The organism is Shewanella sp. GJ50-10, from assembly GCF_055808815.1.
Map to the genome: position 1 here is coordinate 1,248,174 of NZ_JBVVSS010000001.1, position 16,113 is coordinate 1,264,286.

Sequence of the window (16,113 nt, forward strand, 5' to 3'; positions counted from 1 at the left end):
GTCTGAGTTGAGCTATTTAATTGTGAAATAGGTTTTTTGAATGTTACTTTTGGCTATTAGTTACCGGTTCTATCGCAGTCGTTGGATATAAACTTTGATTGATATGCTTCATTTTTTGCTCATCTAGGCTGTAGTGTTTAACAACCCATACTGCTAATAGCGCGAATGCGGCAGGGATGAGAGTGTTCAGCAATAAAATCCCCATCAATGAATCGGGAGACTGTTGCTGGTTTGCCACATAACCCATAGATGACAGTAGCCAACCAATCATGGCGCCAGCAAATGCGCCGCCTAGTTTTTGTGAGAATGCTGCTGCAGAGAAGATCATTGCGGTAGCTCGGCGACCATTTTTATATTGGGAGTAATCCGCGGTATCAGCGTACATTGAAAATACCAATGGCGATTTGGGGCCTAAGCAAAAACCAATCAATGCTTGCATGATAAACATCATGGTTAAATTATTAGGTGGGATTAAGTAAAAGCCTGCCGAGAATAATGCCACTAAGCTCATTAAGCCTATCAATAAACTGCGTTTATCAAAGTAGCGGCTAAGTAATGGCGTTGAGGCGGCGCCTATTGCCAGCGAAATCATATATACCGCAGTGAACGTGCCAATTAGGTCTTCTCGACCAACATAGTATTTGAAATAAAAAGTCCCTGTGCTGGCTCTTAGGGTGATGGTAAACATGATGATTAACGCCAGCGAAAACAAGATAAGCCAAGGCTTATTTTTTGTTAAATCCATAATGTCTTGCTTGATGCTGGTTTGCTGATTTTTCGGCGGTGCGATACGTTCTTTGGTGGCTAGAAAGGTGAGGGTAAACAATACTGCTGAAATTAAACCATAGCATGCCATTGTTAGTTGCCAACCTAAGGCTTCATTGCCGTTGCCAAGCATGTTTACCAACTCTGGTGTCATGTAAGCAACTAAGGTGCCGCCAGAAAAAGCCCCGATAAAACGGAAACTCGTTAAAGTCGTACGCTCTTGGCTATCAGCTGTGACAACGCCTAGTAATGCACCGTAAGGTACGTTAATGAATGTATAAGCTAACATCATGAAAATGTAAGTGCCGTAAGCCCAGATTAATTTTCCATCATCACCTAAATCTGGAACGGTAAAGGTCAGCACTCCCGCTGCGGCAATCGGTATGATACCCAGTAAAAGATAAGGCCTGAATTTACCAAAACGTGTTGCGGTTCTATCTGCTAATGCGCCCATTAATGGATCAGATACGGCATCAATAATTCGAGTCACTAACATCATGGTACCGACAGCAGCAGCGGAAATGCCAAATACATCGGTATAAAATATGAACAGGAACACGTCGAACACTCGCCAATAAAAGTTAGATGCCACATCCCCAAGGGCATATCCCACTTTTTCTTTTAGCGATAACTTTTCAGATAGAGGTGTTGCAGGTGACATTTTAGGTTCTTGGGCCATTGTTATTATTACCTTGGTTGATTCCATCCAATTGGGTATTTATGGCGACTTTCCAGCTAACTGATTTTTAATGATATTTATATTTAACAATTAGTGTAAGCGCTTACATTGTTGTTAGAATGTAAATGATTAATCATTTTTTGACCAGTGTTAATTTAATCAAGATTCAATTTAAAGCAGATTTGTGTAGTTTTTAAAGTGAGTCTATTTATTCATATTTGTTAGTTTTAACGATGAGTAATTGGCTGATTAACTCATTGCTGCAAGAGGCTGAATAAGAGAGTTGAAAGTAGAAAAGAAACTTAATTCTACTTAATAAAAAGCCCCACAAATTGCTTTGTAGGGCGTTTTGGTAAAGTTTTGGTCGTGTTTAACTAAAGCATTTACTTGAGCATTTCTTGCACGCGGATTACCTGAGCGCGATAGCCAGTAGCAAACATATCGTGGCTATTAATATTAATTCGTACAGCAGGTTTGGTTTCGCCATAACGATGTTCAACTAGTATTGATTGCACCTTGCCTGTGGTGTCATCCATTTTAAGGTTACCGTAACCGCCACCAAGGCCAAATAAGCCAGCAGATGCGAAGTAGCTCATCATACTGTCTTTGTCTTGTTGATATTTAACAATAGAGGTGACAGGAGAATAGCCCTCGTAACCCAGCTCATCTTTACCGTATTCCCACACTTGTTGCACCGTTAGGTTTTGTTCATCAATTTTATATTCTACTGAGCGAGAATACTTTTCGTTAGCAAACATTGGCTGACCAAGGTGACGTCCATCGCCATTATCAAATACGGTTAAAGTGCCTTTTTCAGGAACGGTGTAAGCAGTATGTGAGGTGTAAGAAAAGTCAAAATCAGTGCCGCGACAAAGGCCTTTCTCATTACAATTTAGATTGTTACCTTTATTATCTACTGGTGTTAGTAGTTTATCGGCAAACTTTTCAGACCAGCCTTGTGATGGGCTTAATATCCATTTTACTTGCTTGTCACGACCAATTTTAATTACGGCGGATTGGTGACGTGAACTGATGATAATACTGTCATCAGTGGCATCGTAATCAATAGAGTTTACATGGATCCAATTACGGCCAGTTTCGACACCGTGAATATCGCCATAAGGGGCATTTTGTAAATCTTCTAAGGTTGTTTGGTGTCCAGCTTGTGATGCATTGATATTAAGGCAAACAGCGCCAGCATCCAGTGATAATAAAGCATCATCGCGCATAGGATCTAAAATGCTGTTTAAGTCCCAGTAATCGACTAGTTTACCTGTAGTATCCACTTCGATAATTTGGTCGCGAATGGTGTTAACTAACTTACCATCTGGGCGGCGATAATCTTTAGCTGCAGCGCGAATGAAGATATTGCCGTTTGCGCCTTCAATACCTTCATGTGATGCATCAATAAAGTTACCAGGCAGGCTATGTTCGGAAATCATTCTGCCCATCAGAGACATCTTTTTCCAGCCTTGGCCTTGTACCCAAACCATGTTGCCATCCTCGGTGACGTTCATTCCCATGGCGTAACCCGCAGTGTCAAAAGATTTTGAATTGTGGGTTGTGTAAGGGTTTAAATACCAGCGGATATCACCAGCAGTATCTATGATAAAAAATCCAGGCTTACCATCCCAAGCAAATGCCCCTGGTGCATCAGGGTTATTATGGGCAAGTTGGCCTGTTTTACCGTCTGGATTAGTCCAGTTTACAAAATATAAACGGTCTTTAAAGTCGGCGTCGACATGCTCAACCTCAACAAGGGGCGCTTTAGCCCATTGGCTTTCTGAAAAGCCCATGTCGATATCAGGTGTCAGCATTTGGTAATCATGACTATGTTGCCTGCCATTTTCAGTCCAGTTTACTGTGAAGTGATTCATTAGGGCAGGGTATAGGCCAAAAATCGGCACGCCACCTTCACTCATTACGCGCATATCATCAACTTGATAGTGAATGCTTACACCAGTGTCGTCTTTGGCATGAACCGTCACTTCAACATTTGAAATCGAGTGGCCATCTAAAGTGACTAATGCTGTTAGCGGCGCGTTCTCATAAGGGTTATGAATTAGGTATCCTAAAGGTGCATCAGGAACCGGAAAGGGTTTCATTCCAAGTGGATCTGCACTAACCATAGGGGTTGAGACACTAAGGCTTACTGCAAATATGGTGTAAATGAGCGGCTTAATCATGGGTATTCTCTGTTGAAACAATTGCGAGGAGTATAATCGTTATCATTTTTTAATATTGTTGCTTAGCTAACAAAGCACTGACTATATTTCTGAATTTAAAGAAGAGTCACGAATATGAAATTTCTGTCTAAAATCGGGAACTTTTTGAATGTTAAATGAAAATAATCAAAGGTTATCTTTAGGCGGGGTCAGTTATCAGATGTATCTTTGTTAGATACAAAAATAGCCCGTCATCAATAATCTGCACTAAATTTAGCTAGGCAAAAAAACGATGATACGAGCTATTCAAGATAAGCTGAGTCAGATTTATAGTTAACTCATGCTTTGGTTTAGTTTTATTCGTCTTCTGCTGGTGGGACGTAACCTTCAATCTCTACGTCTTTACCTTCAAATAAAAAGTTAACCATCTGCTCTTCAAGAAATTTTCGGTCATCAACATTCATCATATTGAGCTTATTTTCATTAATTAGCATGGTTTGTTTTTTCTGCCAAAGTCCCCAAGCTTCTTTACTAATAGTATCGAAAATTCGTTTGCCAACTTCACCTGGATAAAGTTGAAAATCTAAACCTGGTGCTTCTTTTTTTAAATATGCGCAATTAACATTACGAGCCATGATGTTTCCTTAACGGGATCCTATTGAGGATCTGCTGCTGAAAGTGCGACTAAGTGAGATAAAATCCGCTCGGTTGCTGCGGCTAATCCGACTTTAGCTGGATGATGTATGTTATACCAGAGAGTCTGGTTTTGTTCCATTACACTGGTTTCAAATTCTGCTAAATCTTGTGTTAATTCAATATCAATTAAGATTGGCTGAATATCTAAGTGGAAGTGACTAAAGGTATGCCTAAAGCCTGCAAGCCATTCAGTTTCTGTATGAGCTATTTTCTTATGGGTAAACTCAGATGAAACATGGGCATGCAAATCAGCTTCAGTTTCAAACTGAGGGAAACACCATAGCCCGCCCCAAATGCCAGCTGGTGGTCGTTTATTTAATACAACTTGACCATCTTGTTTAACGACTAACATCCAAGCAGACTTGGTTGGAATTGCCTTTTTAGGTTTTTTACCAGGATATTCGGTTTGTTTGCCTGCAAGCTGCGCTTTACAGTCAATAGCAACGGGGCATTCATCGCAACGAGGTTTGCTGCGAGTACAAACGGCAGAACCGATATCCATCATGGCTTGATTAAACTTACGCACATCAGCTTTTGGCGTCAGAGAGTCAGTTAAGGTCCATAACTTTTGCTCAACCGCTTTTTGCCCCGGCCAGCCTTCAATAGCCCCATGTCTTGCAAGGACTCGTTTGACGTTGCCATCTAATATGGAATGATGCTGCCCAAGGGCGAGTGACAATATTGCACCAGCAGTTGAACGCCCAATGCCTGGTAGTGCAATCACTTCATCTAAAGATTCAGGAAACTTACCAGCATGTTGTTCACATACTGCTTTGGCAGCTTTATGTAGGTTTCTGGCACGGGCGTAATAACCTAGGCCAGTCCAATGGTGCAGAACATCATCTTCAGAGGCATTGGCTAAGTCTTCAATAGAAGGAAAACTTACCATGAACTTTTCATAGTAAGGGATGACTGTTGCTACTTGAGTTTGCTGTAGCATGATCTCAGAAATCCATACTCTGTATGGGGTTTTATTCATTTGCCAAGGTAATGTTTTACGGCCATGAACATCGTACCAAGCGACAATTCGGTCAGAAAAATTACGCTCGGAAAAGGAGTTAACTTTTTTCATCGGGGCAGTGTATATGCCAAGGTGTGGATTAACAAGCTAGAAGCGGTTTTCGATAAAGCTGATAATTGAGTGAGGACTCAGTTAGAGCCAGTTGATATTGGGTTCATGCAAATCATTTGATGCTTAAAATAGGCTATTAAATGCTGCTATTTTGATTAATGTAGTCAAACTTCAGTAAAAAATAGCCTTAAGGCATAACAATCTTTGCTTGAAAGCACGTTAACTACTTTAGTCAGGCTGAATTTGCGATATACTTACCGACTATTTTATGAATTTGAAGTGAAACATTGGGTCACTTTTATAAGCACCCAATTGATGAGGCAAACATGAGCGACGTGACTACCGCTGAATTTAACGAAGATGGCAAATATATTCGTAAGATTAGAAGCTTTGTATTGAGAGAAGGGCGCCTAACAAAAGGCCAAGCTCAAGCAATTGAATCTTACTGGCCAACAATGGGGTTAGATTACACTCCTGAGGCGATTAATCTTACTGAAGTATTTAACCGTGAAGCTGACACCGTATTAGAAATCGGCTTTGGTATGGGCGCTTCTTTAGTTGAAATGGCGCAAGCTGCCCCTGAACTAAATTATATCGGTATTGAAGTTCATAAGCCGGGTGTTGGTGCTTGTCTTGTTGATGCAGGTAAAGCGGAAGTGACTAACCTACGTGTTTATCATCACGATGCTATGGAAGTACTTGAAAACAGTATAGCGGACGGTTCACTCAGTCGCGTGCAATTGTTCTTCCCTGATCCATGGCATAAAAAGCGTCATCATAAACGTCGTATTGTCCAAGCTGAATTTGCTGAACTTATTCGCCGTAAGCTTAAAATTGGTGGTGTTTTCCATATGGCAACAGACTGGGAGAACTACAGTGAGCATATGCTTGAAGTGATGTCTGGTGCAGAAGGGTATAAAAACCAATCTGAAACTAACACTGTGGTTGAACGCCCTGATCATCGTCCATTAACCAAATTTGAAGCTCGTGGTCATCGTTTAGGCCATGGCGTTTGGGATTTAATGTTTGAAAGAGTAAGCTAAGATAGTTTACTGTTGATTTTACATAATAATTTTTAAACGATAATACAAACTAGGATATAAACATGGCTAAGAATCGTACTCGCCGTTTACGTAAAAAATTACGCGTTGATGAGTTCCAAGAACTTGGTTTTGATGTGGTCTGGACTTTTGAAGAATCAATTTCTGAAGAAGACATTGATAAAACTGTTGATGAGTTTATCGATCAAGTTATCGAGCCTCGTAACTTAGGTTTCCATGGTGGCGGCCACAAAATGTGGGAAGGCATCATTGCTACACAGCAAATTGGTAAATGTACCGAAGAAGATGTTGCTGCCGTTAAAGCATTTTGGGAAGCAAAGAAAGTTTCTGAACTTGAAGTCAGTGCATTATATGACATCTGGTGGGGCTAATTCAGCCAATGCCTGAGCAGATATTGCTTGAAGAAGTGGTCGACAAAGTTCGGCCACTTATTGGTTCTGGGAAGGTGGCAAACTACATTCCTGCACTGGGAAATGTCGATCCTAATAAAATTGCGATTGCAGTGACCACTGCTGATGGTCAAACCATGGGCGCTGGTGATTACCTAGAGCCGTTCTCAATTCAAAGTATTTCTAAGGTTTTCAGCCTTACACTAGCGCTTAGCTTATATAGTGAAGATGAGATTTGGAGCAGAGTGGGCAAAGAACCATCTGGCCAGTCTTTTAACTCGCTAGTGCAAGTTGAGTTAGAGCGTGGCATTCCGCGTAATCCCTTTATCAACGCTGGCGCGTTAGTGATTGCAGACTTGATTCAGGCAAGGCAAAGTGCACCAAAGCACCGTATGCTTGAAGAAGTAAGAAAGCTCAGTGGTAATTCACATATTTGCTTTGACAAAAATGTGGCCAATTCAGAGTTTAAATTTAGTGCCAGAAACGCATCCATAGCATACCTGATGAAATCATTTGGTAATTTTGATGGCAATGTCGATACGGTATTAAAAAGCTATTTTCATTATTGCTCGTTAAAGATGAATTGCGCTGACTTATCAAAGGCAATGTTCTATTTAGCTAATCGTGGCAAGACGCTACAAAATGAGCAATTAATTACGCCAGTGCAAACCAGACAGCTAAATGCATTATTGGCTACCTCTGGTTTATATGATGGTGCTGGTGAGTTTGCTTATAGAGTTGGTATGCCAGGTAAGAGTGGAGTAGGTGGCGGTATTATTGCGGTTATACCCGGTGATATGTCTATTTGTGTGTGGTCTCCTGAGCTAGACCAAAATGGCAACTCTTTGGCTGGTACTCGTATGCTTGAGTATTTATCTCAGTCTTTAGGTCGTTCAATTTTTTAACCGCTTGCTTTATTGGCTGCCCAGTAAGTTTCTAACGTGAGCAACTAAGTGAGCAACGAGCGTAAGTAACTAAGCAAGCAACTCAGTTAGTCGTTCATTTTCCCCAGTTTTTAAACTCTTCTTTTCAGAATATTACCAATGAGTGAAATACACCACTTTGTTGTTTATTTCACTCATAGTCGGTTAACTTCCTAATTCTATATTGATCTCCATTTAAAATTAATTCTACTTATTTACTGAAATAAAAGGCTTTTTCATTATTGGCATGGACTGTGCTTTATCTAATATAAGTTTTACAAATAACACAATTGATAACCAAATTAAAAATTCAGTCTATACATTAATGACTGGCTTTATTTACAGCTAAGGAAGAGCGAATGAAAACTCAAACTAATTTCACCAGCGGATTGATTAAAGGTATTGCTTTGTCAGGGCTTATTTTTACTGCAGGTGCAATGTCACCCGCTATGGCAAAGCTGTCTATCGATGATGAACAATGTAATGTCACTTTAAACTATGACGTAACCGTCGAACCCAAAAAACTGCTTATCAGCGAAAAGGGCGAGGAGTTATATCGAGTTGAAATGGGCGAGTTGTATGTTGAAGGCAGTAAGGTCAAATTAGACAGTAAGCAAAGCAGACTGTTAAACGACTATTCAGAAGAACTATCTCAACAAGTTCCAGAAATTATTGACCTAGTAAATGAAGTGGTTGTGCTTGCAACAGATGCGGTTAGCTTAGCATTAACTCCAATCTTTGGTGATGCAACTGGCGCTAAGTTAGATGAATTACTTGCAGGTATTCAAACACGAGTAGATGAAGCTGCTTATCAGCAAGGTGATAAGTTTTATATAGGTGCTACCGAGTCTTCAATTGAAGATGCATTTAATGAAGACTTTGAAAAAGAAATGGAAGCGATGATCGCTAATTCAATGGGAAGTTTCATGATGGCAATTGGCGCTGAAATGATGTCATCGGAAGGCGGTAGTTTTGAAGAGAAGATAGAAGCATTTTCTAGCAAAATGGAAAAAGTAGGCGATGATATTGAACTTCAAATTGCTGACCAATCACAAGCTATTGAAGAAAAAGCAGAAAGAATTTGTGCTGATTTTGAGGAGCTTATGGTTCTTGAATCAGAAGTTCGTAAGTCAATCCCTGAGCTTGCATCATTCGAATTAGCAACACTAGATAACCGTTACGAATAAGTGGTCTTAGTTTATTTAGTTGAATCGAGCTCAATGATGTTCATGAGTATTTAACTAACAGGTAATGGTATTAGTTTAGTAAAAGTAACCCCTATTTATTATTACTAAACTCATTATCTTGATTGTTCAATTTCTAGCATTGTTAAAATGCACCTGACCTTCCCCTGTATCTATATGCAGGGGCTTTTTCGTTTTAAATGCGCTTAAAATCCTAATTCAACTGCATTTATGAATAACTAATGATTTGTTCTGATAAAAAAATTGTATATTATAAATATAGAGCCATTTGTGATTTTTTTGGTATACTCCATAAAATTATAAAACTGCATAGCTAATTTGATTAACTTATTGTTTTAATTTTGATTGGCTATACAGGATAACGGACTATCACAATTTAATTTCTTTTTTGGTAAAAAGTGCATTCATTTTCGCACCGTTATATCGCTTAAATCTTGTTCGGTTTTGTTTCGAGGAGGTTACAGTGATTGGCATTCCAAAAACTATTTTTAATGTCGTAAACAGCTTAAGGCGACTCCCATGTTAGAACTGTTAGAACCTATTGCTATTTTTACTCATGTTGCCCGCGCGGGAAGTTTTAGCGCCGCAGCTAGAAGATTGAGTATATCTAAGTCGAAAGTAAGTACTCAGGTCGCTGACCTTGAACATAAACTTGGGGTTCAACTTATTCAACGTACTACACGTAGTTTGAGTCTGACAGAAGCAGGTAACTTGCTTTATATTCAAGGTGAAGAGTTGCTTCGCGATGCTGAACAAGCCGTCGCAAGTGTTCATAACTTAAATGATGCCACGCGTGGTGTATTGAAAGTGGGTATTTCTCAGTCTTTCGGTACTATGCACATCATTCCAGCTTTACCTGAGTTTATGGCTAAACATCCTGAGCTTGAGCTACAAGTAAGCTTACTTGATCATAAAGTTGATGTGGTAAGTGAAGGCTTAGATTTATTATTAACTATGTCTGAGCAATTACCTCTAGGCATGGTGGCTCGTCCATTGATGAAGTGCCAATTCTTACTTGCAGCATCGCCAGAGTATATTGCTCAAAACGGCACTATTTCACGCCCTGAGCAGCTAGTGGATCATAACTGTCTTGTGTATCAAGGCGAATGGCATGAACACAGTATGTGGCAGTTTAAGAAAGGCGAAGACTACTGCGAGATTGGTGTATCAGGTAACTTCCGTGTCGATAATGCTCCAGCGCTTAAATCAGCAGCTGTAAGCGGACTAGGTATTGCATATTTAGCCAGTTACTTGATGGAAGATGAAATCGAGCAAGGAACCTTAGTTCCCTTGTTACCGGATTGGCAGTTAACCAATAACTTGCCTCTTCAAGCGGTTTACCCTCGTCGTAAACATCTTGCACCAAAAGTGAGTTCGTTCATTGATTTCATTAAAGGACATATTGGTAGTACTCCATATTGGGATACTAAATATGACCATTTATACAAATTGCGTAAATAATTACCACTGAAGGTCGTTAAATACGTAAGAATATATGGAAACATTGTTCAAATTTTAAAACAAAACCGCATTTTTATATGCGGTTTTTTTATTTATTAATTAAAAACAATGGCTTGATTGTTTGTGGTTAAAAATTATCCAGTTGAACTTTGTCTTAAATAAAAAACAATCGATAAAATGCATCTTGAACTATGTTCTGAAATCAATACAATAGATTTCAGTTGATTCGGAATGGTTTGAGTCACGCATCTTGTTGAGAAATGACCCCTTTTCAGCTTTATGTGCAAACCAGCAACTTCGCAAATTTTGAATCACTGCTGGCAACGGTTTTAAAACTAGAACAATGCCGGCTTTGAAACCATCATCCTAGTTTATATTGGTTTACCCCAGACAATGTTCTGGGGTTATTTTTATCTAAAATAAACACCCGCCGTATCGAATTGTTTGTTGATTTCAGATTTTTGCATATGAACTTTGCTTAAACTGCAATAGTTCCAATTTAGTTTCGTCCCCTATATTCCTACCCAGAATATACGTTTGATATAAACGATATTTGCTTATGTTTTGTTTGTGCCACTATTACAATTAGAACTGGTCATCACCTTTAAGTAGATACAAAAAAGCCACTGACTACAGTGGCTTTTTTTCTATCTTTGAAGTTTGAGCTAACTTAACAGTTATAACTCAACAGGGGTAACTGAACTTGGATAAGTCAATTTGGACTATTTAGTCGCGTTAACCCATTCAGTGACTTTATCCTCTAAAACATCTAAAGGCAGTGGGCCATTTTCTAAAATTAGCGTGTGGAACTGGCGAATATCAAACTTATCACCTAATTGCTTTTTAGCATCTTCACGCAATTCTAAAATCTTAATCATACCGACTTTATAAGCGGTTGCTTGACCTGGCATCACGATATGACGTTCAACCATCTTCACAGCATCAGATTCTGCATTTGGGGTATTATCAACATAGTATTGAATACCTTGCTCACGGGTCCATTTTTCTGAATGAATACCAGTATCAACTACTAAACGACAAGCGCGCCATAGCTCCATCGCTAAACGACCGAAGTCAGAATAAGGATCAGCATATAAGCCCATCTCTTTAGGGAAGTACTCAGTGTATAAGCCCCAACCTTCAATGTAGGCCGTATAGCCGCCATATTTGCGGAACTTAGGAATACCTTCAAGCTCTTGAGCAATCGCAATTTGCATGTGATGGCCCGGAATACCTTCATGGTAAGCTAACGCTTCCATTTGGTATGTTGGCATGGCTTTCATGTCATACAGGTTAGCGTAGTAAGTACCTGGGCGTGAGCCATCTGGTGCTGGTGCATCGTAGAATGCTTTACCCGCTGACTTCTCACGGAATGCTTCAACTTGTTTAACGATTAGCTGCGCTTTTGGCTTGATGTTGAACACTTCATCAAGACGAGATTCCATGTTATCAATTAAGTCTTTTGCTTCAGTCATATAGCGAGTTTTACCAGCATCAGTTGCAGGGTAGTAAAACTGCTCATCATCGCGCATGAATGCCATGAATTCTTGTAAGTTTCCATCAAACTTCACTTTCTTCATGATGTCACGCATCTCATCATGAATACGAGCCACTTCAGATAGACCTAATTTATGAATAGTTTCTGAACTCATGTCCGTTGTGGTAACGCGGTTTAAACGCATGTTAAAGAAGTCATCACCTTCAGGTAGTTTCCATACACCATCACGGGTATCGGCTTTTTGCTCAAGCTCGTTAAGGTAAGCGATAAGGTCGTTATATGCTGGTTGTACGCTGTTGATTAATGCTTTTTTAGCATCAGCAAGCAGCTCATCTTTCTTTGCTTGTGGGGCATCTAACGCTGCTACTTTTTTATTGATATCAGCCCAAAGGGTGCTTTTTTCTTCAGTATCACTAAAAGGTGCGCCAGTGATGATGTTTTGACTGTCTGAAATCACATACGGAAATACAAACTTAGGTGCAATAATGCCTTTATCAGCGCGCAGTTTTAATCCATCCACAAGCTGCTTACTGGCAAGCTTAACGCCATTTAAACGGCTAATGTAAGCTTCAGCATCACTCACACTTGATACTTGGTGTTGGTTAATTAAGAATGTCGCGATAAAAGTATGGCTACCGTACATTTGATTTACTGGGTAAGTATGATGACGCCATTTATCATCAACAATATCTTGCTCTAAACCTTGCTTCATCAGCTTGTAGCTTAAAGCGGTTTGCACGTCTAACTTACTAACATCGATAGATTCAAGTTGCTTTAGGTGCTTTTTAGCGCGAGCTAAATCTTCGTCTTCAGCCTTTTCACTAAAATCACCCCATTTGTCGTAATCAGTTTTGATACGCATATAGGTTTGCGAAATCGGGCTTGCCATAACATTTTCCATGAAAATGTTTTCAAATAATTCATTGGCTTTTTCTGATTCAGTAGTCGCCTGCTTAGTTGTTTTTGCGGTGGTTTGTACTGGATGGCTGTCCGTTCCATGAGCCATAACAGAAGTCGATAATAAGCTAGATAATGCAACGGCTATTAATGTCGTTTTAGTTTTTAGTAGCATAATGGGTTTCCGTAAACGAAGGGTAGAGTTAAGCGTTTATTAATATTGATTGATATCCTAATGGAGCAAAGGGGAAAAGGGTAAAGTGAAATGTTAGCAATTGTGTCTTAAATGTTGCTTAAATTTGTTGGTGAGGTAGTAATCTGTTTTAAATGGCTATTTTGTTTAAAAAAGAAAAAACCACCCATTGAATTCAATGTAGTGGTTTTATGATTAAAGGCTGTGATATTTGGTTATTCAAAAAATAGGTTAATCAATAAATTGCGATAACAGATCATTGACGAACATGTGGCCTTTTGATGTTAACTGCCAGTGGCTCTCAGACTCTGTCAGCAAGCCTCTTGAGATAGATTTTTTCATCCCGTCAGCAAGTACGTCAGCAGATAAACCTGTGCGTTGTTCAAACTCGACTTTCGGGATCGGTGTCATAAGACGTAATCGATTCATTAAATATTCAAGAGCTCTATCTTCAGGTAATACTTCAGAAGTTTCAAAGATGTAATCTTGGGTATTTAAGTAACCTTTAGGGTGCTTAATCTTAACGGTTCGCGTTATGACATTTTTTTCTGGTTGAGTAATTTTTCCGTGGGCGCCGCAGCCTATGCCCAAGTAGTCACCAAATTGCCAATAATTGAGATTATGGCGACATTGAAATCCAGGTTTTGCATAAGCCGAAATCTCATATTGCTCATAGCCTAAAGCGGCTAACTTCTTTTGCCCTTGCTCATATATGTGCCACAGGTTTTCATCATCAGGTAGTTGTGGCGGTTTTGAATGAAAAAGCGTGTTTGGCTCAATAGTGAGTTGATACCAAGACATGTGCGGTGGCATCAATTCAGCAGCGGTATCGATATCAGCCATGGCTTCATCAAAACTTTGGTTAGGAAGTCCATGCATCAAGTCTAAGTTAAAGCTCTTGTATCCAGCCTTTGAAGCGGTATTGGCAGCTGTGACCGCTTCATTTTCATCATGAATACGCCCAAGAAGATTAAGCTTGTCTTTTGAGAAACTTTGCACACCAATAGATAAACGAGTGACACCAGCAGCTTGATACGCAGCAAAATCATCATGCTCTAAGGTGCCAGGGTTGGCTTCCATGGTGATTTCAATATCATCCTCAAAACCAATGGCATCTTTAGCGCCATCAAGAATGCGTTTGATTTGTTTGGCTTCAAACAGTGAAGGCGTGCCACCACCAATAAAAATGCTGTGTAGCTTACGGTTTTGCACATAAGCTAAGTCATTATGTAAATCTTGCAAAAGTGCAGCGACATATTGCTCTTGAGGTAGCTCGCCTTGTTGTCCATGGGAGTTAAAATCGCAATAAGGACACTTTTGCACACACCATGGTATGTGAATATAAAGACTCAGTGGTGGCAGGGTTAACATAGTGATCAAATAATCCCTTTAGCTTTCATGGCATCAGCCAGTAGGTTTAACGCTAAGCCGCGATGGCTTAACTGATTCTTTTGCTCACTGCTTAACTCTGCAGCTGAGCAGTCAAACCCTTGTGGGATAAAAACTGGGTCGTAGCCGTGTCCTTGTTCGCCTTGTGGCGTAGTCCCTATTTTACCTTCCCAAGCAGCTTGGCAAACAATCGGGGTTGGATCTTTTGCATGGCGCATGTAGACCAGCACACACTGAAAGCGAGCACTACGCTCAGTTTGGCCTTCAAGTTCATTGAGTAATTTAAGGTAACGGTCTCTCTCACTCGCGTCTTCACCGCCATAACGAGCAGAGTAAATACCAGGCGCACCTTGCAGTGCATCAACTTCTAAGCCTGAGTCGTCAGCAATAGCAGGTTTACCTGTAATTTCAGCTGCATGCCTTGCTTTGATAATGGCATTTTCAATAAAGGTGGTTCCAGTTTCTGCCACTTCAGGCACATTGAATTGGTTTTGCGGTAATACTTGGATATCGAATTGTGACAACATTTGGTCAAACTCTTTGAGTTTACCTTTGTTACCGCTGGCTAAAACAATCTGCTGCATGGGAATACCTTAGTACATTGAAATAGTACGTTAAAATAGTTCATGAAAATGGTGCTAATGATACCTAAGCGAATGGATGATAGATAGCTCAATAGATGATAATCGGTGATGGTTTAGATACTGGTAAAAATAAAGCCAATCATACTAGGATTGGCTTTATAAGATCTTTTAATACCCTGTACTTCTATCTATTCGACGTAAAACTTTTTGCTTAAATTTAAGCGAGGTATTTAGTTGATTGCCGTGTTTAACTGCAATGGTAAAGTTAATTTCTTGGTCATCTCGATAAGGCACTTGGGCAATGTAATAGATAGCTTTACCTTCTCGAATTTCTTTAAAGTCTAATGTCATTCTGGCATCTAATAAGTTATTTGCGACTCCTGAAATCTCTATAGCCACAGGTGGATTGCCTTCTTTACTCGTATCTAAAACAGCAATATTCACTATGCCATTATAATTACTTCTTTCTATGCCGTAGGTTTTGGCAATACTCGGAGTTATAAACGTGCTGCCCAATGCCATGTAATGAATATCAAAATTGCCCACTTGCTGTTTTTGTTCTGCTTGTGCGGTATTTGCTAGTCCTAATGAAAGTCCTAAAACAATCACTAAATTTAAAATGAGAGTGCGAAACATAATCTGGATCCTTGATCGGCTCTGTTAAAGAGATGATTCACTAATGGAGTGTAATGCTAAGTATAGAGAATTTTAATCAAACTCACCTTAATTTCATACAATAGTAAGTAAATTTAATTAGTTAACCTGAACTGGGATTAAGTAATATTTGTTAAGCCGAGATCCGATTACTTAACGAGGGATTTATTGTTTGACTGTTTCAGCTAATAGTAATTGGGATACTTCGTTTGGTATTTGTTTAGGGGCCAGCACTTTTATTTGTTTATGACGACCTTGCAATCCTTTTAAGATGATGACATCTGCTTTAGGGACTTTGAACGTTTTGGACAAGTATTTAACTAAATGACTATTAGCTTTACCGTCGATTGGCGGTGCGGTAATCGCTATTTTTAACTCGTTGCCATGTAAGCCAATAATCTTGTCTCGGCTACTTTTAGGCTGGATATATAAATTCAGCAACAGATCGCTCTGTTGCTGAATGATAGCAGGCACTGACATTA

The 16,113-nt window shown here is 39.6% G+C and carries 13 protein-coding genes and 1 pseudogene; 5 read left to right on the top strand and 9 right to left on the bottom strand.

What is annotated here, in order from left to right; translation table 11 throughout:
- Positions 1–43 precede the first annotated feature (43 nt).
- The 4 genes from AC0L4E_RS05245 to mutY form a co-directional block, all read right to left on the bottom strand.
- Positions 44–1,444: an MFS transporter gene (locus AC0L4E_RS05245; RefSeq protein ID WP_473678291.1), complete on the bottom strand. Its 1,401-nt coding sequence runs from the start codon at positions 1,442–1,444 to the stop codon at positions 44–46.
- 383 nt (positions 1,445–1,827) lie between these two features.
- On the bottom strand, positions 1,828–3,630 hold the full coding sequence (locus AC0L4E_RS05250) for an aryl-sulfate sulfotransferase (protein WP_473678292.1): 1,803 nt from the start codon (positions 3,628–3,630) through the stop codon (positions 1,828–1,830).
- 335 nt (positions 3,631–3,965) lie between these two features.
- Positions 3,966–4,244: an oxidative damage protection protein gene (locus tag AC0L4E_RS05255; protein WP_473678293.1), complete on the bottom strand. Its 279-nt coding sequence runs from the start codon at positions 4,242–4,244 to the stop codon at positions 3,966–3,968.
- Between the two features lie 20 nt (positions 4,245–4,264).
- Positions 4,265–5,377, bottom strand: a complete 1,113-nt coding sequence (mutY, locus tag AC0L4E_RS05260; protein ID WP_473678294.1) for an A/G-specific adenine glycosylase — start codon at positions 5,375–5,377, stop codon at positions 4,265–4,267.
- A 326-nt stretch (positions 5,378–5,703) separates the two neighbouring features.
- Here mutY and trmB point away from each other — a divergent pair, with 326 nt between their 5' ends.
- The 5 genes from trmB to AC0L4E_RS05285 all read left to right on the top strand — a co-directional run bounded on the left by trmB (position 5,704) and on the right by AC0L4E_RS05285 (position 10,416).
- Complete coding sequence (trmB, locus tag AC0L4E_RS05265) at positions 5,704–6,420, top strand: tRNA (guanosine(46)-N7)-methyltransferase TrmB (RefSeq protein WP_473678295.1); 717 nt, start codon at positions 5,704–5,706, stop codon at positions 6,418–6,420.
- 62 nt (positions 6,421–6,482) lie between these two features.
- Positions 6,483–6,809 carry a 50S ribosome-binding protein YggL gene (locus tag AC0L4E_RS05270; protein WP_220753540.1) on the top strand — a complete coding sequence of 109 codons (327 nt, stop codon included), beginning with the start codon at positions 6,483–6,485 and terminating at the stop codon, positions 6,807–6,809.
- Positions 6,810–6,817: 8 nt separating this feature from the next.
- On the top strand, positions 6,818–7,732 hold the full coding sequence (gene glsB, locus AC0L4E_RS05275) for a glutaminase B (RefSeq protein WP_473678296.1): 915 nt from the start codon (positions 6,818–6,820) through the stop codon (positions 7,730–7,732).
- A gap of 377 nt (positions 7,733–8,109) precedes the next feature.
- A complete protein-coding gene (locus AC0L4E_RS05280; RefSeq protein ID WP_473678297.1) occupies positions 8,110–8,937 on the top strand; it encodes a YggN family protein in 828 nt (275 codons plus the stop codon).
- Positions 8,938–9,474: 537 nt separating this feature from the next.
- A complete protein-coding gene (locus tag AC0L4E_RS05285; protein WP_220753537.1) occupies positions 9,475–10,416 on the top strand; it encodes a LysR family transcriptional regulator in 942 nt (313 codons plus the stop codon).
- Positions 10,417–11,138: 722 nt separating this feature from the next.
- Here AC0L4E_RS05285 and AC0L4E_RS05290 read toward each other — a convergent pair.
- The 5 genes and pseudogenes from AC0L4E_RS05290 to yggU form a co-directional block, all read right to left on the bottom strand.
- Entirely contained in the window at positions 11,139–12,986 is a 1,848-nt protein-coding gene (locus tag AC0L4E_RS05290) for a DUF885 domain-containing protein (RefSeq protein ID WP_473678298.1), read from the bottom strand.
- 249 nt (positions 12,987–13,235) lie between these two features.
- Complete coding sequence (gene hemW / locus AC0L4E_RS05295; protein ID WP_473678299.1) at positions 13,236–14,375, bottom strand: radical SAM family heme chaperone HemW; 1,140 nt, start codon at positions 14,373–14,375, stop codon at positions 13,236–13,238.
- Between the two features lie 5 nt (positions 14,376–14,380).
- The gene (gene rdgB / locus AC0L4E_RS05300) at positions 14,381–14,977 is read right to left on the bottom strand and encodes an RdgB/HAM1 family non-canonical purine NTP pyrophosphatase (RefSeq protein ID WP_473678300.1); all 597 of its coding nucleotides are present in this window, start codon (positions 14,975–14,977) and stop codon (positions 14,381–14,383) included.
- A gap of 188 nt (positions 14,978–15,165) precedes the next feature.
- Positions 15,166–15,613 (bottom strand): annotated as a pseudogene (locus tag AC0L4E_RS05305) (DUF4426 domain-containing protein).
- Positions 15,614–15,796: 183 nt separating this feature from the next.
- Complete coding sequence (gene yggU / locus AC0L4E_RS05310; protein WP_473678301.1) at positions 15,797–16,111, bottom strand: DUF167 family protein YggU; 315 nt, start codon at positions 16,109–16,111, stop codon at positions 15,797–15,799.
- Positions 16,112–16,113 lie beyond the last annotated feature (2 nt).

Bases quoted from the DNA above. Each gene is read 5' to 3' on its own strand.
- AC0L4E_RS05245 (WP_473678291.1), bottom strand. From the start codon at position 1,444: ATGGCCCAAGAACCTAAAATGTCACCTGCAACACCTCTATCTGAAAAG.
- AC0L4E_RS05250 (WP_473678292.1), bottom strand. From the start codon at position 3,630: ATGATTAAGCCGCTCATTTACACCATATTTGCAGTAAGCCTTAGTGTC.
- AC0L4E_RS05255 (WP_473678293.1), bottom strand. From the start codon at position 4,244: ATGGCTCGTAATGTTAATTGCGCATATTTAAAAAAAGAAGCACCAGGT.
- mutY (WP_473678294.1), bottom strand. From the start codon at position 5,377: ATGAAAAAAGTTAACTCCTTTTCCGAGCGTAATTTTTCTGACCGAATT.
- trmB (WP_473678295.1), top strand. From the start codon at position 5,704: ATGAGCGACGTGACTACCGCTGAATTTAACGAAGATGGCAAATATATT.
- AC0L4E_RS05270 (WP_220753540.1), top strand. From the start codon at position 6,483: ATGGCTAAGAATCGTACTCGCCGTTTACGTAAAAAATTACGCGTTGAT.
- glsB (WP_473678296.1), top strand. From the start codon at position 6,818: ATGCCTGAGCAGATATTGCTTGAAGAAGTGGTCGACAAAGTTCGGCCA.
- AC0L4E_RS05280 (WP_473678297.1), top strand. From the start codon at position 8,110: ATGAAAACTCAAACTAATTTCACCAGCGGATTGATTAAAGGTATTGCT.
- AC0L4E_RS05285 (WP_220753537.1), top strand. From the start codon at position 9,475: ATGTTAGAACTGTTAGAACCTATTGCTATTTTTACTCATGTTGCCCGC.
- AC0L4E_RS05290 (WP_473678298.1), bottom strand. From the start codon at position 12,986: ATGCTACTAAAAACTAAAACGACATTAATAGCCGTTGCATTATCTAGC.
- hemW (WP_473678299.1), bottom strand. From the start codon at position 14,375: ATGTTAACCCTGCCACCACTGAGTCTTTATATTCACATACCATGGTGT.
- rdgB (WP_473678300.1), bottom strand. From the start codon at position 14,977: ATGCAGCAGATTGTTTTAGCCAGCGGTAACAAAGGTAAACTCAAAGAG.
- yggU (WP_473678301.1), bottom strand. From the start codon at position 16,111: ATGTCAGTGCCTGCTATCATTCAGCAACAGAGCGATCTGTTGCTGAAT.